The following is a 23,633-nucleotide window of genomic DNA, read 5'->3' as shown; positions in this document are numbered from 1 at the left end:
TAGATGGTTGAAAGTTGATGGTTGATGGAGTCAGACCCCGTCAACCATCAACTTTCGACTTTCAACCTGAATTCATCCTGTAGGGCGGCCAGCGCCGCGTGGTGGCCGGCCATGCCGTGAATGCCGCCGCCGGGCGGCGTGGCGCTGGAGCACAGGTACACGCCGCGCACCGGCGTGCGGTACGGGGTGGGCGTGAGGACCGGGCGGGCCAGCAGGCCGGGCAGGTCGCCGCGCCCGCCGTTCACGTCGCCGCCATGAAAGACCGGGCTGAAGGCCTGGAGTTGCGTGGCGGTCGTGCGGGTGCGGGCCAGGATAAGGTCGCGCCAGCCGGGCGCAAACCGGTCGATCTGACCCTCGATCTGTGCCTGGGCGTCGTGGTTGCTGCCGTTTGGGACGTGCGCGTACGCCCAGAAGGTGTGCCCCCCGGCGGGGGCGCGGCTGGGGTCGAACAGGGTGTGCTGCGCGGCCAGCACGTACGGGCGCGGGTGCAGGCGGGTCTGCGCGGCGGCCTCGGCGGCGGCGATATCCGGCGCGTACCCGCCGATGTGGACGGTCGCGGCGCGGGCCACGCGCGGGTCCTGCCAGGGCATGGGGCCGGACAGGGCGTAATCGAACTTCTGAATGCCCGGGCCGTAGCGGTAGCCTTCCAGCGCGTCGCGGTAGCGGGCGGGGGCGCGGTCGCCCAGGATGCCCAGCAGCACGGCGGGACTGCTGTCCACCAGGGTCACGCGGGCGGGTGGCAGGTCGCGGGCGTCCGTGACGGTCACGCCGGTCACGACCGTGCCGCCCAGGTACTCCAGGTAGGCGCGCAGGGCGTCGGCCAGCGCCTGCGCGCCGCCGCGCGGGAACGGCCAGCCGACCGCGTGGCCCAGCAGCGCCAGCACCAGCGTCATGGCGGACGTGCCGGGCGTGCTCAGCGGCAGGGTGCTGTGCGCGGCCAGTCCGGCCCACAGGGCGCGGGCCTCGGGCGTGCGGAACAGGGTGTCTCCCAGCAGCGCGGCGGGCGGCAGGCCCCGCACGCCGAAGCGCGCCAGGGTCAGCGGGTGGCGCGGCACGCGGGGCAGCGGGCGCAGGATGTCGTCCAGCAGGCCCTCCCAGTCGGCTAGCAGCGGGGCCATCAGGCGCACCCAGGCCGGGCCGTCGCGGCCCAGGGCGTCGGCGGTGGCGTGCAGGTCGCGTTCCAGCGTCACGCTGCGCCCGCCGGGCAGTGGGTGCGCCACGGGCGCGTCCGGGTGAATCCAGTCCAGCCCGAAGGCGTGCAGCGGCCACTGCCGGAACGCGGGGCTCGCGGCGGCCAGCGGGTGAATCGCGGACCCGAAGTCATGCACGAAGCCGGGCAGGGTCATGGGCGCGCTGCTCAGGCCGCCCCCCACCTGCGCGCGCGCCTCGATCACCTGCACGCGCAGGCCCGCGCGGGCCAGGGTCACGGCCGCCGACAGGCCGTTCGGTCCGGCCCCGACGATCACGGCGTCCAGCGCGGGGGGCGGTCCTGCGGGGGGAGCGGTCATTCGGGCAGCGTACCGCCCGTCGCCCCCCGTCCCCGTTGAGCAGACGTTCATGTGGGCGCGGGGCGGTGTTCCCGGCGCGGGCACGCCCCCGTTCCATGACACCTGTGGGGGCAGACGGGTATGCTGCTTGGCGGTCGGTTCCATGCCGGGAGGCTCTGCTTCCAGTGGCGTTCACGGGAACCGCGTTGCGTGCCGCCCCACCGCCCCCCTTTCCTTCCGGAGGATCACCCCTTGCCCGTTTCACACCGCGCCCCGTCCGAACTGCTGAACAGTCGTCGTTCCCCCCTGCTGGTGTTCGCCGGTCAGAGCAACCGCGCCCTGGCCCAGTCCATCTGCGATCACCTGGGGGTTCCGCTGGGGCGCAGCAAGACCGAGAAGTTCACGAACGACAACCTCATCGTGCACTACGAGGAGTCCCTGCGGGAAGGTGACGTGTTCATCGTGCAGACCTTCAGCACCCCCGTCAGCGACGCCATCATGGAACTGATGCTGATGATCGACGCCGCCAAGAGCGCCAGCGCCGGGCGCGTCACGGCCGTCATCCCGTACTACTCGTACGCGCGCAGCGACAAGAAAGACAGCCCCCGCATCTCCATCGCGGGTCGCCTGGTCGCGGACCTGCTTCAGGAGGCGGGCGCGGACCGCATCCTGACCATGACCCTGCACGCCCCGCAGGTGCACGGCTTCTTCAAGGTGCCGGTCGATCACCTGTCCGCCGATCTGGTCCTCAGCCAGCACTTCAAGAGCTGCGTGCCCGACGCGCACAACGGCGTGGTCCTCGCGCCCGACGCCGGGAGCATCAAGCGCGCCTCTCAGATCGCCCGCCGCCTCGACAGTGGGCTGGCCATGATCGACAAGGAACGCATCTCGGACACCGAGGTCCGCCCCCGCGCCCTGATCGGCGACGTGGACGGCAAGACCGTGTTCATCGTCGACGACGAGATCAGCACCGCCGGGTCGCTGGTCGAGACCGTGAACATCGCCCGCAGCATGGGCGCCAAGGACGTGTACGTGGCCGTCACGCACGGCGTGTACACCGGCCCCGCCATCCAGCGCATCGCGGGCCTGGATGTCACGCAGGTCGCCAGCACGAACACCGTGCACGTCAGCCAGGACAAGCAGGAAGCGGCGGGCGGCAAGCTGGCCGTGCTGGACGTGGCCCCGCTGTTCGCGGACGCCATCACGAACATCCACACCGGCGCGAGCGTCAGCACGCTGTTTACGTAAACGGGCGGCGCGGACGGTGGGCGGCGGGTGATCCCGGCCGCCTGCCGCCCGCTGTCGTAAGGGACGGTGACGGTCCGCTGCACCGCTGCCAGCGGCCGGCGGTGCATGCTGAGCCATGAACACCGTGCTGCCGGACGCCCTGCGGCCCCTGACCCCCCTGATCGAGATGCACCTGGGCGCGGCGGTGCAGGGTGGCGTGCGCCTGCACGGCGGGGACATCAGCGCCGCGTACCGCCTGCGGACCACGCGCGGCGACTTCGTGCTGAAGGCCGCGCGGCCCGTCGGGCCGACTCCTGCCGGCTCGCAACACCTGCCCCTGTACGCGCCGGAAGCCGGGGGGCTGGCGCTGCTGCGCGCGGCGGGACCGCTGGCCGTGCCGGACGTGATCGCGTTCGGGGACGGGCCGGGCGGCTGGCAGTACCTGCTGCTGTCGTACCTGACGCCCGCCGACGACACACCGGCCCTGCACGCGGCGCTGGGGCGGGGGCTGGCGGCGCTGCATGCGCGGCCCGCGCCGGGGTTCGGGGGCACGCCGGACAACCTGTTCGGGTCACTCCCGCAGCGCAACCGGCCGGCCGGGTCGGCGGCCGAGTTCTTCTGGTGCAGTCGCCTGCTGCCGCAGCTGGAGCGGGCCGGGGCGGCGCTGGGGGCGGCCGACCGGGCACGGTTCGCCGAGCTGCGCGGGCGGTTGCCGCGCCTGATTCCGCCGGAGCCCCCGGCGCTGGTGCACGGGGATCTGTGGCACGGGAACCTGCTGTTCACGGCGCGCGGCCCGGCGCTGATCGATCCGGCCGTGGCGTTCAATCACCGGGAGGTGGATCTGGCCGCCATGCAACTGTTCGGCGGGGTGCCCGGACAGGTGTTCGCCGCCTATGCCGGGGCGCTACCACCTGCCGAGGGCTGGGAGGACCGCGTGGCGCTGTGGAACCTGTACCCGCTGCTGGCGCACGTGAACATGTTCGGGGCGGGGTACCTGTCGCGGCTGCGGGAGGCGCTGGAGGCGTCGCTGCGCCTCCCCGAACGCTGGAGCGGCTGACCGCCGGGGGAGGGCAGACGCCCCCTGGTGATAAATAAACCGGTTGATTTTATAAACCACCGAGCGCACACTACAGGCATGACTGCCGCCCCCACCCTGCCCGTCCTGCCCGCCAGCACCCACGTCGGCGCCGTGCACCTGAACGTCCGCGACCTGCCGGGCCTCACGCACTTCTACGCCGACCTGCTGGGCCTGGACGTCCTCTGGCCTGACTCCACCCAGGCGGTCCTGGCCGCCCACGGCACACCGCTGCTGCACCTGCACGCCGCGCCGGACCTGCCCCGCGCGCCGGTCAGCCGCCCCGGCCTGTACCACACCGCCTTCCTGCTTCCCACGCGCGCCGACCTGGGCCGCTGGCTGGCACACGCCGCGCGGCTGGGCCACCGCATCGGCAGCGGCGACCACCTCGTCAGCGAGGCCTTCTACCTGAGCGACCCCGAAGGCAACGGCACCGAGGTCTACGCCGACCGTCCCCGCGACACCTGGACGTGGCGGGACGGACAGGTGCAGATGGGCACGAACGCCGTGGACGCCGCCGGGGTCCTCCAGGCGGCCGGGATTGACCCCGCCACCCTGGACGGCGCCGCACCCTTCAGCGCCCCCGCCGGAACCACCGTCGGGCACGTGCACCTGAAAGTCGGCAGCGCCGCGCAGGCCGCCCGCTGGTACGCGGAGACCCTGGGCCTGGACGTGGTGGCGGACCTGGGCAGCGCCGCCTTCCTGTCCTGGGGCGGCTACCACCACCACATCGGCCTGAACGAATGGCACAGCGCCGGGCAGCCCACCCCCGCCGCGCCCGCCGCCGGCCTGCGCGCCCTGACCGTGCAGACCCCGGACCTGAACGCCCTGCGCGCCCACCTGCATGGCCGCCCGGACGTGCAGACCGCCCCGGACGCCCTGACCCTCACCGACCCCTGGGGCAACCGCGTAATCGTGACGCCGGGCTGAACCGCCCCCCCGGACTGAACCTTGCCCCGGACGGAAGAGGGTACGCTGGATCATGCGCCCCTTCCTCCGGTCCCTCCCGCTGGCCCTGGCACTCGTCACGGCGCAGGCCGCCGCGCCCGCCGGACTGCACCCGGTCCTGGCTGTCATGCCCGGCGCCCCCAGCTCCGATACGCCCACCGCGTACCTGCTGGGCGGCTGGGAGGGGGGCCGCTGGCTGAACGCCACGCAGACCCGCGCCCGCCTGCGCGGCAACGAACAGTACCGCCGCCTCGCGCCCGGCGCGGCCCCCACCCCGCTGCGCGCCGGAGGGCCCGCCGCGTCCCTGGGCGCCCCCTGCGAGGAAACCTTCGAGGTGCCCGTGCCGTCCCTGCCGCGCGGACTGGCCGTCCTGGCGCCCGCCACCCTGAACGCCCAGCCCCGCCCCGTCACGGAACTGCCCACCCGCAACGCCACGTACGAACGGATCGTGCGGGACGAACTGATCCGCCGGGGCGTCCGGTCCCCGCAGGTCACCCTGACCCGCCTGACCCGCACCGACCTCGACGGCAACGGCACGCAGGAGGTCATCATCGAGGCCCGCCGCTTCCGCGAATCCAGCGGCGACTTCCCGCCCCCCACCGGCCAGCCCGGCGACTACAGCCTGCTGCTGCTGCGGCACGTAGCGGCCGGACGCGCCGTCACCACCGTCCTGGCCTCCCACGTCGCCCCCCGCACCCCCTGGAACCCCGAGAGCAGCGACCCCATGCCCATGGCCACCCAGTACCGGCTGGCCGGCGTGGCCGACCTGAACGGCGACGGCCGCATGGAACTCGTGCTGCACGACGCCTACTACGAGGGCGCCGGCTTCACCGTCAGCGAGTGGACACCCGCCGGCCTGCGCGCCACCCCCCTCGATAGCGGCTGCGGTGCCTGAACGCCGGCGCGCCGGACGCTACACTCGGCAGTCATGAGCGACTCCCAGCGCGTCCTGGCCGGACCCATCACCGAGATGCCCGAAGGCCACCAGAGTACCGTCGACCTGAACGGCGTCAGCGTCCTCGTCGTGAACTTCGAGGGCACCTACTACGCCCTGCGGAACAACTGCACCCACAAGGACTACCCGCTGCTGGGCGGCGACGTCAGCATGGGCCGCATCACCTGCGAGAAGCACGGCGCGAAATTCGAACTCGCGACCGGCAAGGCCAGAACCCTGCCTGCCGTGAAGCCGGTCAAGCTCTACCGCACCGAGATCGAGGACGGCCTGCTGTACCTCTCCGAGCTGTAACCACGTACCAGAAGGCGGTACGCCGTCACCGCGCCCCGCCCCCGTTTTTCTTTCAGAATCCCCGGTCGCCGTCGCCGCGCACCTGATGCTCCAGTTCGCTCGGCTCGCCTTCCGGCAGGTCGCCCGGACGCTGACTGACATGCGGCGGTCCCTGCTCGCTGGGCGGCGTGTAGCCAGGATTGGGGTCCACGGCCGCCTGACGCGACTCCAGGGCCGTCAGCGTGGACGCCGTGATGCCCACGCCCGCCGACGGCACGATCGCGTCCAGATGCTCGCCGCCCAGGCCCGCCACCGTCTGCGCCCCGGCGAACTCGGCGTCCTGCGGCGTGTGCTCCATCGCCGTCACGTCGCGCGTGGCGAGATGATCGAACTGCCCCGTCACTTTACGGGCACTGTCCACCTCGACCGGCTCGTACTTGCCCTGATCGGCGCTGCCCACGCGGTCACCGCCGGGTGTCGTCGTATACGCCTCCTGATGGTCGTCCTTGCGGTCCGGCGTGTCGAAGCCGGTCTGCGCGCCGTGCTCGCCCGTCCGGGGCGGATTGCCGTTGCGTTCGCTGTCCATACCCGTCAGTCTGCGCCGCCCCGACCGCCCGCGCATTCCGGCTTTCTTGAGGCAGAGCGACACGAACCTTCAGAGAAGCGGCGCCCCCGCGTCCAGCGGGCGTTCCAGCGCCTCCGCCAGCCCCGCATGCCCCTCCTCGCGTGCCAGATCGGCGGCGCCCTGACCCGCATCAGTCACGGCGTCCACCCGCGCTCCCCGGCCCCGCAGGAACAGCACCAGCCCCGCGTCGCCGTTCTGCGCCGCCGCCATCAATGGCGTGAACCCGCCCGCCTGCGCCGCATTCACGTCCGCGCCTGCCATCACCAGCGCCCGCGCCAGCCCCGCGTGACCGCCCGCCACCGCCGAATGCAGCGGCGTCACCCCCATCGCGTTGCGGCTGACCGCGTTGACGTTTGCGCCGCGCGACAGCAGTGCCTCGGCCGCGCCCGCCTGCCCGAAGAACGCCGCGAGGCCCAGCGGACTGAACCCGTCCCCGCTCACGCCATTCACCAGCGCCGGGTCGGCGTCCAGCGCCCGCGTCAGGGCCGCCTCTTCCCCCAGGGCCGCCGCCTCGAACACGTTCAGCGGCGCGCCCAGCTCGACCAGTACGCGCGCCATGTCCGGGCGGCCGTAGTACACCGCGAACAGCACCGGACTCACGCCCATCGGGCTGGGCAGGTTCAGCAGCCCCGCGTCCCCGTCCACCAGAGCGCGCAGCAGCGCCTCGTCCCGCGTCTTGATCGCCAGGAAGAACGCCGCCTCGCGGTCCCCCACCGTGTCTACACCGTCAGTCATGCGCCCAGGGTAGAGGGTCGGGCACTCAGCGTGTGGCCCTCGCCGTAGTGCGGGGCGCACAACCCCACGCTCAGGGGTGCGTCCGGCGCGGGCCAGCGCACCTCCCAGCGGGCGCCGTCCTCGATCAGCAGCAGCGTCAGGGCCAGCGTCCCGTCGGCCTGCCAGCCCGCCCGGACGGTCAGGGCGACGGTGGTGCCCCAGGTGTCCAGCGTCTGCTCCTCCCAGGTGTTCAGCGTGAAGCGGACCGTGTTCGGGGTCGGCCCGTCAAGGGCGAGTGTGCCGCGTTCACCCGTGACGGTCAGGGTCGCGGCCTCCCAGCCGTCGTCGTTCGGGTCGAACGTGAAATGCGCCTGCGTGTCCCGCAACGGGGGCGGATCGAGGAGCTCCGGCACGTCCAGCGTGAGGGTTTCACAACGCACCCGCAGCGCCTCCGTGTCCGCACCGGGCGGCAGGGGAGACTCCTGCGCGTTCCCCAGCAGGTGCGTCCAGGTGTGATCCAGCACCCGCCCCATGTCCCTCACGCCCGCCGTGACGGCCAGCACCATGTCCTGCCCCGGCAGGACCACGCAGAACTGCCCGAATGCGCCGTCCGCCCGGTACGCGCCGTGACGGCAGCGCCACAGCTGGTACCCGTACCCCTGCGCCCAGTCACTGCGTTCGTCGCCGGGGTTCGTGCCGGGCGGGACGTGCGCGCCACTCATCGCGTCCACCCACGCCGGAGCCAGCAGCGTCCGCCCCTGCCACTTTCCCCGGTTCAGCAACAGCTGCCCGAACCTCGCCGCGTCCCCGGTCCGCAGGTGCAGGCCCCACCCGCCCAGGTTCACGCCCCCCGCGTTGCTCACCCAGCGCGCCCCCCGGAACCCCAGCGGCTCCAGCAGGCGCGGCGTCAGGAACTCCAGCAGCGTCTCCCCGGTCACGCGCTGCACCAGCGCCGACAGCAGGAACGACGCGCCGCTGTTGTACACGAAGTGCGTGCCCGGCGTGAACTCGACCGGTTGCGCCAGAACGGCCCGCACCCAGTGCTCCTCACCCGCCGCGTACAGGACGTCCGTCACGTCCGCCGCGTGTCCGGTGCGCATGGTCAGCAGGTCCTCGACCCGCATGGCCCGCAGGTGCTCACCCACCACCGGCGGCAGCGCGTCCGGAAAGAGGTCCACCACCCGGTCCTCCACGCTCAGGCGACCCTCCTGTACCAGCAGCCCCACGCCCACCGCAGCGAACGCCTTGCTCAGCGAGTACACGTGATGCACCCGCTCCGGCCCGTACGGGAACCAGTGCCCCCCGGCCACCACCCGACCCGAGCGCCGCAACGTGAACCCGTGCAGCTCCAGCCCGTCCGCCGCCAGGGCGTCCAGCCACGCCAGCACCGCCCCGGACGGCAGACCCTGAGACTCCGGCGAAATCTGATCAAGTGAAAGAGGCACGCCCCACGCTATGGGAGATGCCACGGCGGCGGCATCCGCCAGGTGGCGCACCGACCGGTGAACTTCCGCACTGGTGACACGGTGGCCTGCTCATCGTTGCCCTGCGCCCGTCCACACCCGCAGCCTCTCGATTCCGCTGTTCATGCCAGGATGCCGCATGCACTCCCCAATTCGACTCCTGAACGAGGCTGGCGTGACCTTCTTTCCGGCTGTCACTTTGACGCAGATTCAGGTTGTCGAGGATAGATTCGGCTTCTCCCTTCCAGATGAAATCAGGTCGCTGTACCTCGACCACGATGGGGAGCAGGAGAGTATGGACCCTGTTCTTGTCGAGAGGTTGCAGAGCCTCGCTGAATTAATGAGCACACTGGACGAGATGGACGAGTTCCTGCTTGAGGAGGCTCCAGCTCTTAGGGGATTGTTCATGCCGCTCTGGTCAGACGACGGCAGTAACTTTTTCGTGTTCTTCCTGCATGGGGCCGAGCGCGGAATGATCGGCTGGACGAACCATGAGGAGCCCTATTTTATCGCACCACACTACCGGGACATGGCTGGGCTGTATGCGGCACTGGTGTCGGCATACAACCGTAACGGTTTTGAGCTCAAGAGGGAGTACACCGGGGATTCTTTGATTGGCGAGCGTGAAGAGCGAGTGTTCGACGCGCATCTCGCCGCGTACGATCCTGCCCTGGACGCGCCGCTCAGGGAATATCACGGAGCGTTCCTCCTGACCCTGTGCCCCCTGGGCCGTGAGCAGGAGCTGCTGCCCCTCCTCCGTGATGATGGCCTGGCAGTGTTCACCAGTCGCCTTTTGGTTCGGCGGAAGTGTCACTGGGCATTGCCAGCCCTGACTGACGCCGTGCGGGAGCATGCCTCGAATAGCTCCATCTCGTTCAATCTGCTGAACGCCATCACCGACCTGGATGCCCCGAACACCGGCGAGGCGCTGGTGAATCTGGCGCGCGACTACCCCGTCACATTGAGCGCCCACTATCTGGCCGAGGCGCTGCAACGCTGTGGCTTCAGGGTGGAACGCCCGCAGAATGCACAGGGTCGTTTCGTGCAGGCCCGGATCAGCGTCGAGACGGAACCGGACGGTTGGCTGGTCCTGGCGTGGGCAGACCGTTGATGGACGTGTGGCCTGCGCAGGGAGGCTGAGCGGTATGTGAAAGACACGCCCCCACTTCTGGAGGCGTGTCCCGGCAGAAAATTCGTCAGGTGGCGCAGCGTTACGCCCGCGCGCGCACCACGACGGCGATGCCCATGCCGCCGCCGATGCAGAGGCTGGCGACGCCGGTTTCCTTGCCGAGGCGGCGCAGCTGGTGGATCAGCGTGACGAGCACGCGCGCCCCGCTGGCCCCGATGGGGTGCCCGAGGGCGACGGCGCCGCCTGTGACGTTCACGCGGGCGGGGTCGGCGTTCAGGTCGCGCACGACGGCGAGGGACTGCGCGGCGAACGCCTCGTTCAGTTCGAACAGGTCCACGTCGGCGACGCTCATTCCGGCGCGGTTCAGGGCGACGGGAACGGCTTTGGCGGGGCCGATGCCCATGATGGCGGGGTCCACGCCGATGGCGGCGTAACTGGCGATCTCGGCCAGGATGGGCAGGCCGTGCGTCTGCGCGTACTCCTCGCTGGCGACCAGCAGCATGGCGGCGCCGTCGTTGATGCCGCTGGCGTTCCCGGCGGTGACGGTCCCGTCCTTCCTGAACGCGGGGCGCAGTTTGGCCAGGGCCTCGGCGGTGGTGGCGCGGGGGTATTCGTCGGCGCTGAAGGTGGTGGGGCCCTTGCGGCCGGGGACTTCCACGCTGACGAGTTCCTCCGCGAAGAAGTTTCCTTCCAGCGCGGCGGCGGCGCGGGTCTGGCTTTCCAGCGCGAAGGCGTCCTGTTCCTCGCGGGTCAGGTGCCACGCCTCTGCGATGTTCTCGGCGGTGATACCCATGTGGTAGTTGCCGAACACGTCGGTCAGGCCTTCCGAGAGGATGCTGTCCAGCGCCTGCGCGTGCCCCAGCCGGTACCCTTCGCGGGCGCGGGGCAGCAGGTACGGGGCGCCGCTCATGCTCTCGGTGCCGCCCGCGAGGTACAGCTGCCCGTCCCCGGCGCGGATGCCCTGCGCGGCGCTGATGACGGCCTGAAGGCCGCTGCCGCACACGCGGTTCACGGTCAGGCCCGGCACGTCCTGCGGGAGGCCCGCGCCGATGCCGATCTGACGGCCCACGTTCATACCGTTTCCGGCCTGAAGGACGTTCCCCACGATCACGTCGGCCACGTCCGCGCCATTCACGCCGTCCAGCACGGCCTTCGCCGCCGTGACGCCCAGGTCCGCCGCCGAGACGTCCTTGAGGCTGCCCATAAAGCTTCCGATCGGCGTGCGCTTCGCCGCCACGATCACCAGTTTGCTCATGCCCGGAGAATAACGGTCGTTAGGGGGCCGCGCCGGTCACCGGGGTGGGAACGGGGGCGACCGGGGGTCTGGTGCGGACCACAGGGTGTGACGGCATCGTGTCGCCGCGCCGCTATACTGGCAGGCACCACACAATTACAGGACGAGCCGGGGAAGTGCAGAGGCCACCGGGGCCTCGCCCGGATCGGGAGGTCCAGATGGGAATCAACCGCCGTAAGTTCCTGAAGGGCGCCGCCGTCACCGCGGCCGCCAGCACCGTCTTCTCGCCGCACAGCTTCGCGCAGAGTGGCAACGTGCGCTGGCGCTGCGCCTCGAGCTTCCCCAAGAGCCTGGACACCATCTTCGGCGGGGCCAGCACGGTCGCCGACCGCGTGGCCGCCATGACCGACGGGAAGTTCCAGATCCGCGCCTACGAGGCCGGGGAACTCGTGCCGGGCCTGCAGGTGCTGGACGCCGTGCAGCAGGGCACCGTGGAGTGCGGTCACACCTGCGGGTATTACTTCGTGGGGAAGGACGCCACCCTGGGCTTCGCGACCAGCGTGCCGTTCGGCCTGAGCGTGACCGAGCAGAACGCCTGGATGTACCACGGGGGCGGCATGGCGCTGCTGCGCGAGGTGTACGGGCAGTTCGGCGTGATCAACTTCCCGGCCGGGAACACCGGCGCGCAGATGGGCGGCTGGTGGAAGCAGGAGGTCAAGACGGCCGCGCAGCTTCGCGGGAAGAAGGTCCGCATTCCGGGGCTGGGCGGGCAGGTCATGGCGAAACTGGGCGCGAACGTGCAGGTCATCCCCGGCGGCGAGATCTACCTGGCGCTGGACCGAGGCGCCATCGACGCCGCCGAGTGGGTCGGGCCGTACGACGACGAGAAACTCGGGTTGCACAAGGCCGCGAAGTTCTACTACTACCCCGGCTGGTGGGAACCCGGCCCGAACGTGGATTTCATCGTGAACCAGAAGCAGTACAACGCGCTGCCCAAGGCGTACCGCGAGATTCTGGCGACCGCCTGCGCCGAGGCGAACGTGACCATGATGGCCGAGTACGACGCGAAGAACCAGGCGGCGCTGGTGCGCCTGCAACGTGGCGGCACCCAGTTGCGCCGCTTCTCGAACGACATTCTGTCCGCCGCGAACAAGGCCACCCAGGAGCTTCACGCCGAGAACGCCGCCAAGAACGCCCGGTACAAGAAGGTCTACACGCAGTGGAACGGGTTCCGCGCCAGCGTCCGCAACTGGCATCAGGTGAACGAGAAGGCCATGATGGACTTCAAGAGCTGATACGGACTCGGATTGAAGGGACTGCAAAGACCCTTCAATCCGAGCGAAGCGACTCGTAGAGCTGCTTCGCAGAGTGGGAGAGGAAGCGGGCTGCCGGGCGTGGAGTTGGCAAGCCGGCGATGTTCCGGGTTGTCAGCGAAACAGACGGCAGTCCGTATGAAGGTCCGTCCGGGCGTGCGCTCCTGCTTCAGGGTGGGAGTGCACGCCTTCTGTGTGGCCCCCGGCGTTTCACCTGCATGAAAGAAAGCGCCCCTGGCCGGGGAGCGGGTGGCCAGGGGCGTAGGAGCGGGTGAGGTCAAGGACCGGCGGCGCGCAGGCCCGTCAGGCCGGGGAACACCATGCACAGCGCCAGCACGAGCAACTGGATGGCGATGAACGGCACCACCCCACGGTAGATGTCGGCGGTCGCCAGGGCGCGCCCGGCGATGCCGCGCAGGTAGAACAGACTGAAGCCGAACGGTGGGGTCAGGAAGCTGGTCTGCAGGTTGATGCCGATCAGGATGCCGAACCAGATCATGTCGATGCCCAGTTCTCGCGCGACCGGCGCGAACAGCGGCAGCACGATGAACGCGATCTCGAAGAAGTCCAGGAAGCAGCCCAGGATGAAGATCACGAGGTTGGTCAGGATCAGGAATCCGATCACGCCGCCGGGCAGGGTGGTCAGCAGGTTCTGCATGAACAGGTCGCCGTCCAGCGCGCGGAACACCAGCGCGAACGCGGTCGAGCCGATCAGGATGAACATCACGAAACCCGTCAGGCGCGCCGTGGAGAGCGTCACGTCCCACAGGGCCGCGCGGGTCAGGCGGCGGTTGGCCAGGGCCAGCAGCACCGCGCCGAGCGCGCCGACCGCGCCGGCCTCGGTGGCGGTCGCCACGCCGTAGAAGATCGAGCCGAGCACCACGAAGATCAGGATCAGGGGCGGCACCATGGCGCGCGCCACCTGCTTCAGCAGCGCGCCCCGGCTGATGTTCAGTTCCTCGGCGGGCATGGCGGGCGCCAGGGCCGGGTTCAGGCGGGCGCGGATCAGCACGTACGCGATGTACAGGCCGCCCAGCATCAGCCCCGGCACGATGGACCCCAGGAACAGGTCACCGACCGACACGCCCAGTTCGCTGCCCAGCACCACCAGCACCACGCTGGGCGGAATGATCTGCCCCAGCGTGCCGGACGCGACGATCACACCGCTGGCGAGCGCCTTGTCGTAGCCGTACTTCAGCATGATCGGCAGGCTGATCAGGCCCATGGTCACGACGGTCGCGGCGACCACGCCGGTCGTGGCGGCCAGCAGCATGCCCACCAGCACCACGGCCACCGCGATCCCGCCGCGCAGCCGTCCGAACAGCAGGCCCGCCGTGCGCAGCAGGTCCTCGGCCAGTCCGCTCTTGCCCAGGATGCCGCCCATGAACACGAAGTACGGAATGGCCAGCAGCGTGAAGTTGCTCATGTTCCCGAAGATGCGGTCCGGCAGGGCGCGCAGCAGCAGCGCGTCGAACTGCCCGGTCGCCAGTCCGATCAGGCCGAAGACGATGGCGGTCCCGGCCAGCGCGAACGCGACCGGGTACCCGGTGAAGATCAGGGCGAAGGCGCCCAGGAACATCCACAGTCCCAGGGCGTCCATCAGTTGCCTCCGGCGGGCGGGTCGCGCCGCAGCGCCTCGACCCGCGCGAGTTCCAGTTCGTCCAGCGCGCGGCGTTCCTCGTCACTGAGTTCCACGTCGGCCAGCGCGGCCTGCACCTCGTCATGCTCCTCGTAGTGGTGGTGGCCGCTCAGGACGCCCAGCGCCTTGAGGGCCATGCCCACGCCCGCGATCAGCAGCAGCACGAAGCCCAGCGGCACCAGCAGTTTCACCGGCCAGCGCAGCAGACCGCCGGGGTCCGGGCTGCCCTCGTTGCCCCGGTAGCTCAGCAGGAACCACGGCCAGGACACGTTCAGCATCAGGACGCAGAACGGCAGCAGGAACAGCAGCGTGCCCAGCAGGTTGATCCAGGCCCGGCCGCGCTGGGTCAGGCGGGTGTACAGCAGGTCCACGCGCACGTGCTCGTCGCGGCTCAGCACGTACGCGCCGCCGATCAGGAACACCGCGCTGAACAGGTACCACTGCGCCTCCAGCAGCGAGTTGCTGGACAGCGCCGTCCCGGCGTAACGGTCCACGAACCGGCCGATGACGTTGAAGAGGCCCACTCCGATCATCAGGAGCGTGATCAGGCCGGTCAGGATGCCCAGGCCATGCGAGAAACGGTCAATGCCCCGTGCGAGGCCCATCAATGCCGACAAGATGCCCACCTTTGCCGGATGCGCCGTCACGCCTGCCGGAACCGGTCAGAGCGCAGAGCCTCCGGACTTCCTGAACTGTGTACTTGGGCACAAGTATACGGGGTGGGTGTTACGCGCGTGTCGCACATCGACACGGACTGCGACGGAGCTGTCATACGGACTCCGATTGAATGGCTTGCAAAGGCGTTCAATCCGAGCGGATGCGAGTGGGAGCAAAACGGGTTCCGGACGTGGAGCTGGCAATCCGGTGAAGTTCCGGATTGTCAGCGAAACAAACGGAATCCGTATCAGCCAGGACGGTCGGTCCGCCCCGCGCGCCACACGGCCCACATCAGCAGGGGTTGCAGCGGCAGCCGCGCCCACAGCGCCCAGCCGGGCAGCCCGAACTGCTGCGGGTGCTGAGCCATGTTCACGTTCGCCGGGAAGACCGCCAGCAGCAGCGCCAGCAGACCCCAGCGGGCCGCCGGGCGCGTGGCGGGGTGCAGCAGCCCCAGGCCGCCCAGCACCTCGGCCGCGCCGCTCAGGAGCGTGGCGGTGCGCGCCGGGAACGGCACCCACGCGGGCACGATGCTGTCGAAGGGGCGCGGCGTGACGAAATGCAGCGCGCCCGCCCCGACGAACAGGGCGCTCAGCAGCAGCACGCCGGGCGTGGGGCGCTGCGCTTCACGGGGGCGGTGGTCATGGGCTGGGCGGGGCATGGCGCAGCCTCGCGCATTTCGGGGCAAAAGAAAAGGAGCCCGCAGGCTCCAGGAGAAGATAAAGAGGTGTTCAGCCGTTGCTGGAGGGAACGTTGCGGGCTTCCTCGCGGTCCCTGAGTTCCTTGTCGCTCAGGCCGTTGTCGTTGTTGCGGGGGGCCTGGGCTTCGCGGTCGTTGGCACTCTTGACCGACGGCTGGTTGTCGTGCTCGATCTCGTGCACTTCCTTCTTGTTGCGGTCGTAATCCTGGGGCTGGCTGGTGTGGCCCTTGTTCTTGTCGTCTTTGTCAGGCATACCCCTACCCTGACAGGTCGGTGCCAGCCGTCCTTGTGCCGCGCGTGAACGGCACTTCAGAGATGAAGTGAGCCTCAAGTCGCTATGCTGCGCCGCATGAGGGTCGCGGTGATCAGTGACGTGCACGGGAACGCCTTCGCGCTGGAGGCCGTGCTGCGGGACATCCGGGCCGCCGCGCCGGACCTGACCGTGAACCTGGGCGATCAGGTCGAGGGCAGCGCCGACCCAGCCCGCGCCCTGAGCATGCAGGCGGAACTGGCAGCAAGCGGGGCGCTGGAAGTGCGGGGCAACAACGAGGAGAAACTCTGGCCGGGCGGCCGCCGCTCGCCGCTCTCGCAGTCATACGGCGCGTGGCTGACGGCGAACACCGACCCGGCCCTGCTGGCGCGCGTGGCCGCCCTGCCGCTGACCGCGCGCGCCGGGGAGCTGCTGGCCTTTCACGGCACCCCAGACAGCGCCTGGGACAGCCTGCTGTGGGTGTGGGACCCGGCCGGGTACTACCGCGCCCGCGACCCCCGCAGTCTGCTGGCGCTGGTGCAGCCGCTGGACGCCGCCGTGGTCGTGTGCGGCCACACCCACCGGCCCGGCGCGACCCGCGTGGCCGACACGCTGGTCGTGAACGCCGGGGCGGTCAGCGATCAGGTGGACGGCGACCCCCGCGCCCGCTGGACGCAACTGGACCGCGTGAACGGCCACTGGACCGTCACCTTCCACGCCACGGAGTACGACATCGAGGCGGCGGTCGCCTGGGCCGCCACCCACACACCGTTCGGGAACGGGGAGGGCAGCCTGCTGCGTACCGGCACGATGGACGCGCGCGGCGACGGCGTGTGGGAAGGGCCGGCCCGCGCAGGGGACGTTCCGTAGAGCGCCGGGCCGTAGAGCGCCGGGCGTCAGGGGAGGGCCGCGCCGCATGAGGACTCCCGGCGCGCGGTACGCTGACACCATGCGCAACAGGGCGGAACGGGCCGGAGGGGCGGTAAGCAGGCCGGACAGGGCAGCAGTGGGCAGAAGCGGAGGGGGGGCAGGCCGGACGCGGCCGGGCAGGGCGGCCCGCACGGTGACGCTGCTGGCGGCCCTGCTGGGGGCGGGCAGCGCCGCCGCGCAGGACCAGGCGGCCTGCGGCGGCACGCCCGGCGCACCCGCCTGGGCTAGGAACGCCGCGTACCGGGGCACGCTGGGCGCCCACCCCATCGCGCTGCAACTTCAGCTCACGCCGGGCCGCTTCGAGAGCCGGTACTTCTACGAGCGGCGCAGCCTCGACATCACCCTGGAGGAATTCCGGTCCGGCGAGCAGCTGATCCTGCAGGAAACGGTGCGCCGGGAACGCGGCGGCGACAGCGTCGTGACCGGCTGCTTCACCCTGATGCCCACCGACAGCGGACTGAAAGGCACCTGGCAGGCGCCGGGAGGCCGCGCTCAGCCCGTGACCCTCGCCGCCTTCGACCCGCTGAAGACGCCGCTGAAAGCGCCGGACTCGCCGGGCCTGCAACGCCTGCGCCGCGAGGACCCGCTGGCGTTCCTGAAGTTCAACCGCGCCTGGGTCCGCACGCCGACCAGTGTCCGTGAGCCGCTGTCCGGCCTGAGCTACCCGCGCGTGGCGAACGCCAGCGGCCCCCTGAACGCCGCCCTGCAGGACCGTCTGCTGGAGAACGCCGTGAGCGCCCTGGACTGCCGCAGCCTGCTCCCGCAGGACGTCCAGGCGGACCCGGCAGCCGGGTACGAACTGCGCGCCGCGCTGACCCTCCAGAAGACCCGGCTGGTCAGCCTGCGCGAGGACGTGTACTACGAGTGCGGCGGCGCGCACCCGGACAGTTTCACGCTGGGTCTGCTGCTCGACCGCCGCACCGGGGCGTCCGTGCCGGTCACGGCCCTGTGGCCGAAACTGAATGCGGCGCGCCAGAAGACGCTGTACCTGAAGGCCGTCAGTGGCGGCCTGGAACCCGACTGCCGCGAGGTCCTGACCGAACGGGCCTCCCGTTTCACCGCGTACCTCAGCGCCGCCGGGTTGCACCTGACGCCCACGGACCTGCCGCACGTCGTCGCCGCCTGCGCGGATACCGCCGTCCTGCCGTACGCCACGCTGCGCGCCGAGGCGAACGCCGCCTCGCCGTACTTCGCGGACCTGTACGCCCGCTGACGGGGGCTGCAAGCACTTCACTGCCGGGCAGCGCAGCCCACACAAAAGCCCCAGCTGAATGCTGGGGCTTTTGTGTGGGTCGCGCGGATCAGTCGCGGCTGCCGCCACCGATGCCGAACAGACGCAGGATGAACAGGAACATGTTGATGAAGTCCAGGTACAGGGCCAGCGCGCCGTTGATGGCGGCCCGCTCGGCCTGCTCGCCCTGCACGCCGCTCAGGGCGAGGTTGCGCAGCATCTGGGTGTCGTAGGCGGTCAGGCCCGCGAACAGCAGCACGCCCACGACGGAGATGCCCAGCGTCAGGGCGCTGCTCGCCACGAACAGATTCACGATCATGGCGACGAACAGGCCGATCACCGCGAACATGAAGAAGCGGCCCATGGCGCTCAGGTCCTTCTTGATCACGAAGCCGGCCACGCTCATCAGGCCGAAGGTGCCGGCGGTCGTGGCGAACGCGGCCGTCACGGCGCTCGCGTCATAGGCCAGCAGGATCGAGGAGAAGGTCAGGCCGGTCAGGGCGGCGTACACGATGAACAGCACCCCGGCCAGGGCGCTGGGAAGCCGCTGCGCGCCGAGGCTCAGGACGAACACCAGGGCCAGCTGCGCGATGATCAGCGGCATGCGCAGATTCAGGACCTGCAGGGCGAGGACCTCGTTGCTGGCGGTCAGCCACGCGATGCCGGCCGTGAGGGCCAGACCGGCCGCCATCCATGAATACGTGCGGGCCATGAACGTCCGGACGATGTCCGTGGTTCTTGACTGGGTGGAAGGATAAGTCTGCATACACCAAGGATACGCGGCCGACCTGACGGGAGTTCCCGGCAGTCCGGCCGCGTTCTTGAGCGTGCGTTGATCCAGCGATCCAGCCCCGAACCTACCCCCGGATCAGCAGGGCCAGTGGGAAGTTCTCCAGCACCTTCGCCAGGGGCGTGCGGGCCGCCCGGACACGCAGTGTTTCGCCGGTCAGGACGTTGGTGTACGTTCCGGCCGGCAGGGTGATCTGCCGGTTCCCCCACGCCTCGGCGGTCGCCCAGGGCCGCTCCTCACGGGTGAGGGTCAGGGTCAGGCGCGGCGCGACCGTCACGGCCAGTTGCCCGGCGTGTTCGCGGCGGAACGCCACGATGTGCCGCCCGGCATCCACGGCGTGGTACGAGCCGTGCCGGAACAGTTCCGGGTGTTCGGCGCGGGCCTTCAGGGCCGCCCAGGTGACCAGGACCTTCACGCTACCGTCCTCGAAGGTGTCCAGCAGCCGCCCGGCCAGCGCGGGGCCCGCACCACGTTCCAGGCGGCCCAGCGTGCGGTTCAGCGCGCCGTAATCCACGGGGCGGCGGTTGTCGGGGTCCACCAGACTCTGGTTCCAGCCCTCGCTGCCCTGGTAGGTGTCCGGCACGCCCGGCGCGCTCAGGCGCACCAGCGCGGCGCTCAGGCCGTTCTGCGCGCCATAGGGACTGATCCGGACATGCAGTTCCCGCAGCGAGGTCATGAAGCCGTCGTCGCCCAGCAGGCCGCGCACCAGGGCGTCCAGCGCCGCCTCGTAATCGCTGTCCGGCGCGGCCCAGCTGGTCCGCAGCTTCGCCTCGCGCGCCGCCTTGAGCATGTACGCGCTCAGGCGGTCGGCGAGGTCGTCGCTGCGGCCGTCGAGCGGGTACGCGCCCAGCACGTTCTGCAGCAGCACGAAGGCGTCGGCGGTGCTGGGCGCGCGGCCCAGGTCCAGTTCGGTCTCCAGTGACCGGATCAGCGGGGACCAGCGGCTCAGGTACGCCGCCCAGGTCTGCGGAATTTCAGACAGCACACTGATCCGCGCGCGGGTGTCCTCGCCGCGTTTGGTGTCGTGCGTGCTGCCGGCCAGCATCGCCTGCGGCCAGTGCGCGGCGCGCGCCGCGACCGACTCGTGGAAGGACCGCAGCGGCGTGCCGAACAGGGACGGGTCGCCGCCCACCTCGTTCAGGGACAGGAGGCGGGCGTAGCGGTAGAAGGCGGTGTCCTCGGCGCCCTTGGCCGTGACGGGGCCGGTCAGCTGCTGGAATTTCAGCGTGAAGTCCGCGTACGCGTCCCGCGTGCCCGCATCCGGGGCCTTCAGGGTCAGGACCGCGTGCAGGTAATCGAACACGCTGGGATCCAGCGGCGCCCCAGCGCGGCGGTTCTGGATTTTCGCGTCGCGGATGGCGTGCGCGATCTTCGCGTCGTCACCGGGTTCCCGCGCGCCATCCGCGCGGATGTACGTCCGGTACACCGGAAACGACGCGATGACCTCGCGGATCGCGGCGCGCAGCGTACTCAGCGTGAAATCCCGCGCGTGCAGGTCCGCCTCGGCCAGCCGCTCCAGGTGTTCGGCCAGCACGTTCACCTCGCCCGGCAGACTGACCCGCTGGATCAGATGCTTGCCCCGGTACAGGTGCTCGCCGTACGAGGAGCGGTCCCCGGTGAAGCGGCGGTACACGGCGCTGATCTCCTCCTCGTTCGCGCCGTCCACGAACACGCCGTTCAGCTGCGCCAGGAAGTCGTACCCGGTCGTGCCGTGAATCGCCCAGGCGTCCGGCAGGACCTCGCCGGGCTCCAGGATCTTCTCGGCCACCACGTACAGCGGCAGCGGCCCGTCCCGCAGCGCCGCGACCGGGTCCAGGCCCAGCGCGTTCGCGGCCCCGGCCTGCAGCGACTGGAAGTACCCGGCCGGGTCGAACAGGCCGTCGGTGTGGTCCAGCCGCACGCCCTGCACCAGACCCTCGCGCAGCAGTTCGAACAGCGTGGCGTGCGCCCAGGCGAACACGCGCGGGTCCTCCATGCGCAGCGCCGCGAGGTCGTTGATGTCGAAGAACCGGCGGTAGTTGATCTCCTCGGCCGCGACCTTCCAGAACGCCAGTCGGTAGTTCTGCTCGCTCACCAGCGCGTCCAGGCGGGCGGGATCGGCGTTCACGGCCTTCACGGTCGCGTCCAGCGCGGCGCGCACCGCGCCCGACGCCTCGGCCAGCGCCTGCACGCGCCGGGTCATGACCTCGACCTCCTGCGCGCGGATCACGCGGTCCGTGTCGGTCAGGTCGCCGGACGTGCTGCGCGGCAGGTTGTCCACGCTGCGGCGGATACTCGCCAGTTCCGCGCGGGTGGCCGTGTCCGTCCCGGACGGCAGCGCCTCCTGCACCCACGCCAGGACATGCGCCGTGGAACGCGGCGACATCGGCAGCGCCCGCTCCCAGTACCGCAGGTTGAACACGCCGCCCTGGCGTTCCAGTTGCAGTTCGCCGCGTTCCAGCACCCGGCCGTACTGGTCGCCCAGCACCGGCAGCAGCACCCGGCCCTCCAGCGCGCGTTTCAGCGGCTGCCACGAGATGTCGAAGAAATGCGCGTACCGGCTGGCCTGCCCGTGGCGCAGCACGTCCTCCCAGTAGGGGTTATGCCCGCCCTGGATACCCATGTGGTTCGGCACGAAATCCACGATCAGGCCCAGGCCCAGCTCCCGCGCCCGCGCGGACAGGCGGCGCAACCCCGCCAGGCCGCCCAGTTCCGGGTTGATCTGCGCGTGGTCGGTCACGTCGTACCCGTGCGTGCTGCCGGGCGTGCTGGTCCAGATGGGCGACAGGTACACGTCGGTCACACCCAGCCGTTTCAGGTAGGGCAGGGTGCGCCGCGCCGCCGCGAAATCGAAATCGCGGTGCAGTTGCAGGCGGTACGTGGCGGCCGGCAGGTGCGGCGTGAAGCCGTCCGGGACGGCCCTGTCACTCACGCCCCCGTCCCTCACGGTCGCGCCGCTCACGCCGGGTCTCCCAGCAGCAGCGCCTCGCCCGGCACCAGCGGCCGCGCGCCCAGCGGTGAGCCGTCCGGGTCCTCCGAGCGCAGCATGACCGGCGCGCCGGGCGTGACCGGCAGTCCGCCCAAGCTGTCCAGCGGCTGCGAACCCAGGTTCCACACCAGCGTCCGCTGGCCCTGCGGCGTCCGCCACTGCACCCACAGCACCTGACCGTCCTCGCGGCTGCCGGCCGACAGGAACTGCCGGGACCGCTGGCACAGCACCGGATCATGCCGCCGCAGGTGCAGCAGACGGCGGTACAACGCGAGCGTGCGCGCGTGCTCGCCGCGCTCCGGTTCGGACCAGTCGAGTTTCGCGCTCAGGAACGTTTCCTCCGCCTGCGGGTCCGGGATGTTCTCACCGTCGAAGCTGGAGAAGTACGCGAACTCGCGGCGGCGGCCCTCGCTGACCAGCTGCCCCAGCTCGCCGTGATGATCGCTGAAGAACGGGAAGGGTGTCCCGGCCGCCCACTCCTGGCCCTGGAAGATCAGCGGCGTCATGGGCAGCGTCAGCAGCAGCGTGCCCGCCCCCCGGTACTCGGCGAGGGTCACGCCGTCCATCTGGTGCAGCCGGTCCCCCAGCGCCCGGTTCCCGACCTGATCGTGGTTCTGGATGCAGTACACGAAACTCGGCGCCTCGAGCGCGTCGGCCGGCTGGCCCCGCTGGTGCTCCTCGCCCGTCACGTTCCAGAACTGCCCCTCGTACTGCCAGCCGCGGTTGATCACATTGGCCAGTTCGGCCGCGCCGCCCCGGAACCCCCCGTAGTAGCCTTCCTGCTCGCCGGTCAGGGTCACGCGCACCTCATGATGAAAATCATCGACCCAGATGCCGTCCAGGCCGTCCTCGGTGACCAGCGACGGCTCGTTGCGGTGATCCTCGGCCAGCAGGACGTGACGGCCGCCCAGCGCGTGAACCTCGCGCGCCAGTTCCCGCAGGATGTGCAGCTCGCTGTCGTCCTGCATGGCGGCCGTCGCGTCCAGCCGCAGGCCGTCGATGCGGTACTCCTGCAACCACAACCGGGCGTTCCCGGTGACATAGCGCCGCATGTGTTCCTCGGCGTAGTCCAGCCCCTGCCCCCACGCGGTATGGAAGCGGTCCGTGAAGTACGACGGGCTGTACGACAGCAGGTAATTCCCGTCCGGCCCGAAATGGTTGTACACGACGTCCAGAAACACGGCCAGCCCCAGCCCGTGCGCGGCGTCCACGAAGGCCATCAGGTCCTCGGGGCGGCCGTACGGCGCGAACGGCGCGTACATCGCCACGCCGTCGTACCCCCAGCCGCGCCCGCCGGGGAAGGCCGCCAGCGGCATCAGCTGCACGGCCGTCACGCCCAGGTCCCGCAGGTACGGCAGCCGCTCCTGCGCGGCCCGCAGCGTGCCCTCTGGCGTGAAGGTCCCCACGTGCAGCTCGTAGAACGCGCACTCGGGCAGCGGCAGGCCGTTCCAGTTGGTGTGCTGCCACTGATACGTTCCCAGGTCCACGACCTCGGCCTCGCCGTGCACCCCGTCCGGCAGGAACAGCGCATACGGGTCCGGGGTGGGCTGACCGTCCAGTTCGAACAGGTAGCGGCTGCCCGCCCCGACCGGCAACACCAGCTCGAAGTACCCGCCGGGAAGCGCTTCCATCTGGTGTCGTTCGCCGTTCACGCGCACCGCCACCTGAGCGGCGCGGGTACTCCACACCCGGAAGCGTGTCTCCTGACCGCCGGGCAGCAGGTGCGCTCCCAGCCTCGACCTCACCTGATCCTGCGGACTGTCCCGACGGGCCGCGTATTCCGAGTCACTCATGATTTCACCCCTTGCAGACCACCCGGACAGGCGTGGCAATAGTCCCAGGCTAGTGGCCCCCCACCCCCCCACCATGAGAAGAGCCTCAACCTCCCCTCCATACCCGGCCCACCCGGGGCCGCCGCGCCAGGGCAACAGAGCGCGGCCAGGGGAGAGAACCCCCCCCCGGCCGCGCCACCCATTTCATGTCCCGCAGCTTGCAAGCCCGCACATCGCGATCACGCACATCGTAATCGCA

General features: G+C 70.5%; 21 protein-coding genes. 9 read left to right on the top strand and 12 right to left on the bottom strand.

What is annotated here, in order from left to right:
- Positions 1-47 precede the first annotated feature (47 nt).
- Positions 48-1,508: an NAD(P)/FAD-dependent oxidoreductase gene (locus tag BXU09_RS03220; protein ID WP_078300550.1), complete on the bottom strand. Its 1,461-nt coding sequence runs from the start codon at positions 1,506-1,508 to the stop codon at positions 48-50.
- 231 nt (positions 1,509-1,739) lie between these two features.
- Here BXU09_RS03220 and BXU09_RS03215 point away from each other — a divergent pair, with 231 nt between their 5' ends.
- The 5 genes from BXU09_RS03215 (at position 1,740) to BXU09_RS03195 (ending at position 5,983) form a co-directional block, all read left to right on the top strand.
- On the top strand, positions 1,740-2,735 hold the full coding sequence (locus tag BXU09_RS03215) for a ribose-phosphate pyrophosphokinase (protein ID WP_078300549.1): 996 nt from the start codon (positions 1,740-1,742) through the stop codon (positions 2,733-2,735).
- Between the two features lie 115 nt (positions 2,736-2,850).
- A complete protein-coding gene (locus tag BXU09_RS03210; protein ID WP_078300548.1) occupies positions 2,851-3,771 on the top strand; it encodes a fructosamine kinase family protein in 921 nt (306 codons plus the stop codon).
- A gap of 78 nt (positions 3,772-3,849) precedes the next feature.
- Positions 3,850-4,719 (top strand): VOC family protein, encoded by an 870-nt coding sequence (locus BXU09_RS03205; protein WP_078300547.1) that lies wholly within the window; start codon positions 3,850-3,852, stop codon positions 4,717-4,719.
- A 52-nt stretch (positions 4,720-4,771) separates the two neighbouring features.
- Positions 4,772-5,632, top strand: a complete 861-nt coding sequence (locus BXU09_RS03200; protein ID WP_078300546.1) for a hypothetical protein — start codon at positions 4,772-4,774, stop codon at positions 5,630-5,632.
- 33 nt (positions 5,633-5,665) lie between these two features.
- Positions 5,666-5,983 (top strand): non-heme iron oxygenase ferredoxin subunit, encoded by a 318-nt coding sequence (locus tag BXU09_RS03195; protein WP_078300545.1) that lies wholly within the window; start codon positions 5,666-5,668, stop codon positions 5,981-5,983.
- A gap of 52 nt (positions 5,984-6,035) precedes the next feature.
- On the opposite strand, the gene BXU09_RS03190 is transcribed toward BXU09_RS03195, so the two are convergent.
- The 3 genes from BXU09_RS03190 to BXU09_RS03180 form a co-directional block, all read right to left on the bottom strand.
- Positions 6,036-6,548: a hypothetical protein gene (locus tag BXU09_RS03190; protein WP_078300544.1), complete on the bottom strand. Its 513-nt coding sequence runs from the start codon at positions 6,546-6,548 to the stop codon at positions 6,036-6,038.
- A gap of 69 nt (positions 6,549-6,617) precedes the next feature.
- On the bottom strand, positions 6,618-7,322 hold the full coding sequence (locus tag BXU09_RS03185; RefSeq protein ID WP_078300543.1) for an ankyrin repeat domain-containing protein: 705 nt from the start codon (positions 7,320-7,322) through the stop codon (positions 6,618-6,620).
- A complete protein-coding gene (locus BXU09_RS03180) occupies positions 7,319-8,746 on the bottom strand; it encodes a serine hydrolase (RefSeq protein WP_168174550.1) in 1,428 nt (475 codons plus the stop codon). The genes BXU09_RS03185 and BXU09_RS03180 overlap by 4 nt, the downstream gene beginning before the upstream one ends.
- A gap of 193 nt (positions 8,747-8,939) precedes the next feature.
- Here BXU09_RS03180 and BXU09_RS03175 point away from each other — a divergent pair, with 193 nt between their 5' ends.
- Positions 8,940-9,875, top strand: coding sequence for an SMI1/KNR4 family protein (locus BXU09_RS03175; protein ID WP_078300540.1), 936 nt, complete (start codon positions 8,940-8,942; stop codon positions 9,873-9,875).
- A gap of 100 nt (positions 9,876-9,975) precedes the next feature.
- Here BXU09_RS03175 and BXU09_RS03170 read toward each other — a convergent pair whose 3' ends face one another.
- A complete protein-coding gene (locus tag BXU09_RS03170) occupies positions 9,976-11,148 on the bottom strand; it encodes an acetyl-CoA C-acetyltransferase (RefSeq protein WP_078300539.1) in 1,173 nt (390 codons plus the stop codon).
- Between the two features lie 197 nt (positions 11,149-11,345).
- Here BXU09_RS03170 and BXU09_RS03165 point away from each other — a divergent pair, with 197 nt between their 5' ends.
- Positions 11,346-12,422, top strand: coding sequence for a TRAP transporter substrate-binding protein (locus tag BXU09_RS03165; protein ID WP_078300538.1), 1,077 nt, complete (start codon positions 11,346-11,348; stop codon positions 12,420-12,422).
- Positions 12,423-12,717: 295 nt separating this feature from the next.
- Here BXU09_RS03165 and BXU09_RS03160 read toward each other — a convergent pair whose 3' ends face one another.
- From BXU09_RS03160 to BXU09_RS03145, 4 genes are all read right to left on the bottom strand, one after another.
- Positions 12,718-14,040, bottom strand: a complete 1,323-nt coding sequence (locus tag BXU09_RS03160) for a TRAP transporter large permease subunit (RefSeq protein WP_078300537.1) — start codon at positions 14,038-14,040, stop codon at positions 12,718-12,720.
- The gene (locus BXU09_RS03155) at positions 14,040-14,705 is read right to left on the bottom strand and encodes a TRAP transporter small permease subunit (RefSeq protein ID WP_230284969.1); all 666 of its coding nucleotides are present in this window, start codon (positions 14,703-14,705) and stop codon (positions 14,040-14,042) included. Before BXU09_RS03155 ends, BXU09_RS03160 begins: the two co-directional genes overlap by 1 nt.
- A gap of 278 nt (positions 14,706-14,983) precedes the next feature.
- Positions 14,984-15,394, bottom strand: coding sequence for a hypothetical protein (locus tag BXU09_RS03150; protein ID WP_078300534.1), 411 nt, complete (start codon positions 15,392-15,394; stop codon positions 14,984-14,986).
- 70 nt (positions 15,395-15,464) lie between these two features.
- Positions 15,465-15,686: a hypothetical protein gene (locus BXU09_RS03145; RefSeq protein WP_055362209.1), complete on the bottom strand. Its 222-nt coding sequence runs from the start codon at positions 15,684-15,686 to the stop codon at positions 15,465-15,467.
- 96 nt (positions 15,687-15,782) lie between these two features.
- On the opposite strand from BXU09_RS03145, the gene BXU09_RS03140 reads away from it, so the two are divergent.
- Both BXU09_RS03140 and BXU09_RS03135 read left to right on the top strand, forming a co-directional pair.
- Positions 15,783-16,553 (top strand): metallophosphoesterase family protein, encoded by a 771-nt coding sequence (locus BXU09_RS03140; protein ID WP_078304681.1) that lies wholly within the window; start codon positions 15,783-15,785, stop codon positions 16,551-16,553.
- Positions 16,554-16,746: 193 nt separating this feature from the next.
- Positions 16,747-17,826 carry a hypothetical protein gene (locus BXU09_RS03135; protein WP_240500976.1) on the top strand — a complete coding sequence of 360 codons (1,080 nt, stop codon included), beginning with the start codon at positions 16,747-16,749 and terminating at the stop codon, positions 17,824-17,826.
- Between the two features lie 88 nt (positions 17,827-17,914).
- On the opposite strand, the gene BXU09_RS03130 is transcribed toward BXU09_RS03135, so the two are convergent.
- From BXU09_RS03130 to treZ, 3 genes are all read right to left on the bottom strand, one after another.
- On the bottom strand, positions 17,915-18,610 hold the full coding sequence (locus BXU09_RS03130) for a Bax inhibitor-1/YccA family protein (protein WP_055362758.1): 696 nt from the start codon (positions 18,608-18,610) through the stop codon (positions 17,915-17,917).
- A 91-nt stretch (positions 18,611-18,701) separates the two neighbouring features.
- A complete protein-coding gene (treY, locus tag BXU09_RS03125; RefSeq protein WP_078304674.1) occupies positions 18,702-21,545 on the bottom strand; it encodes a malto-oligosyltrehalose synthase in 2,844 nt (947 codons plus the stop codon).
- A 26-nt stretch (positions 21,546-21,571) separates the two neighbouring features.
- Complete coding sequence (treZ, locus tag BXU09_RS03120) at positions 21,572-23,395, bottom strand: malto-oligosyltrehalose trehalohydrolase (protein WP_078300532.1); 1,824 nt, start codon at positions 23,393-23,395, stop codon at positions 21,572-21,574.
- Positions 23,396-23,633 lie beyond the last annotated feature (238 nt).

The sequence above is a fragment of the Deinococcus sp. LM3 genome (genome assembly GCF_002017875.1).
GTDB lineage: Bacteria > Deinococcota > Deinococci > Deinococcales > Deinococcaceae > Deinococcus.
The sequence above is the reverse complement of the archived record's forward strand: the minus strand, read 5'-3'. Positions and strand labels throughout refer to the sequence as shown.

Bases quoted from the DNA above. Each gene is read 5' to 3' on its own strand.
- BXU09_RS03220 (WP_078300550.1), bottom strand. From the start codon at position 1,508: ATGACCGCTCCCCCCGCAGGACCGCCCCCCGCGCTGGACGCCGTGATC.
- BXU09_RS03210 (WP_078300548.1), top strand. From the start codon at position 2,851: ATGAACACCGTGCTGCCGGACGCCCTGCGGCCCCTGACCCCCCTGATC.
- BXU09_RS03205 (WP_078300547.1), top strand. From the start codon at position 3,850: ATGACTGCCGCCCCCACCCTGCCCGTCCTGCCCGCCAGCACCCACGTC.
- BXU09_RS03200 (WP_078300546.1), top strand. From the start codon at position 4,772: ATGCGCCCCTTCCTCCGGTCCCTCCCGCTGGCCCTGGCACTCGTCACG.
- BXU09_RS03195 (WP_078300545.1), top strand. From the start codon at position 5,666: ATGAGCGACTCCCAGCGCGTCCTGGCCGGACCCATCACCGAGATGCCC.
- BXU09_RS03190 (WP_078300544.1), bottom strand. From the start codon at position 6,548: ATGGACAGCGAACGCAACGGCAATCCGCCCCGGACGGGCGAGCACGGC.
- BXU09_RS03185 (WP_078300543.1), bottom strand. From the start codon at position 7,322: ATGACTGACGGTGTAGACACGGTGGGGGACCGCGAGGCGGCGTTCTTC.
- BXU09_RS03170 (WP_078300539.1), bottom strand. From the start codon at position 11,148: ATGAGCAAACTGGTGATCGTGGCGGCGAAGCGCACGCCGATCGGAAGC.
- BXU09_RS03165 (WP_078300538.1), top strand. From the start codon at position 11,346: ATGGGAATCAACCGCCGTAAGTTCCTGAAGGGCGCCGCCGTCACCGCG.
- BXU09_RS03160 (WP_078300537.1), bottom strand. From the start codon at position 14,040: ATGGACGCCCTGGGACTGTGGATGTTCCTGGGCGCCTTCGCCCTGATC.
- BXU09_RS03150 (WP_078300534.1), bottom strand. From the start codon at position 15,394: ATGCCCCGCCCAGCCCATGACCACCGCCCCCGTGAAGCGCAGCGCCCC.
- BXU09_RS03145 (WP_055362209.1), bottom strand. From the start codon at position 15,686: ATGCCTGACAAAGACGACAAGAACAAGGGCCACACCAGCCAGCCCCAG.
- BXU09_RS03140 (WP_078304681.1), top strand. From the start codon at position 15,783: ATGAGGGTCGCGGTGATCAGTGACGTGCACGGGAACGCCTTCGCGCTG.
- BXU09_RS03130 (WP_055362758.1), bottom strand. From the start codon at position 18,610: ATGCAGACTTATCCTTCCACCCAGTCAAGAACCACGGACATCGTCCGG.
- treZ (WP_078300532.1), bottom strand. From the start codon at position 23,395: ATGAGTGACTCGGAATACGCGGCCCGTCGGGACAGTCCGCAGGATCAG.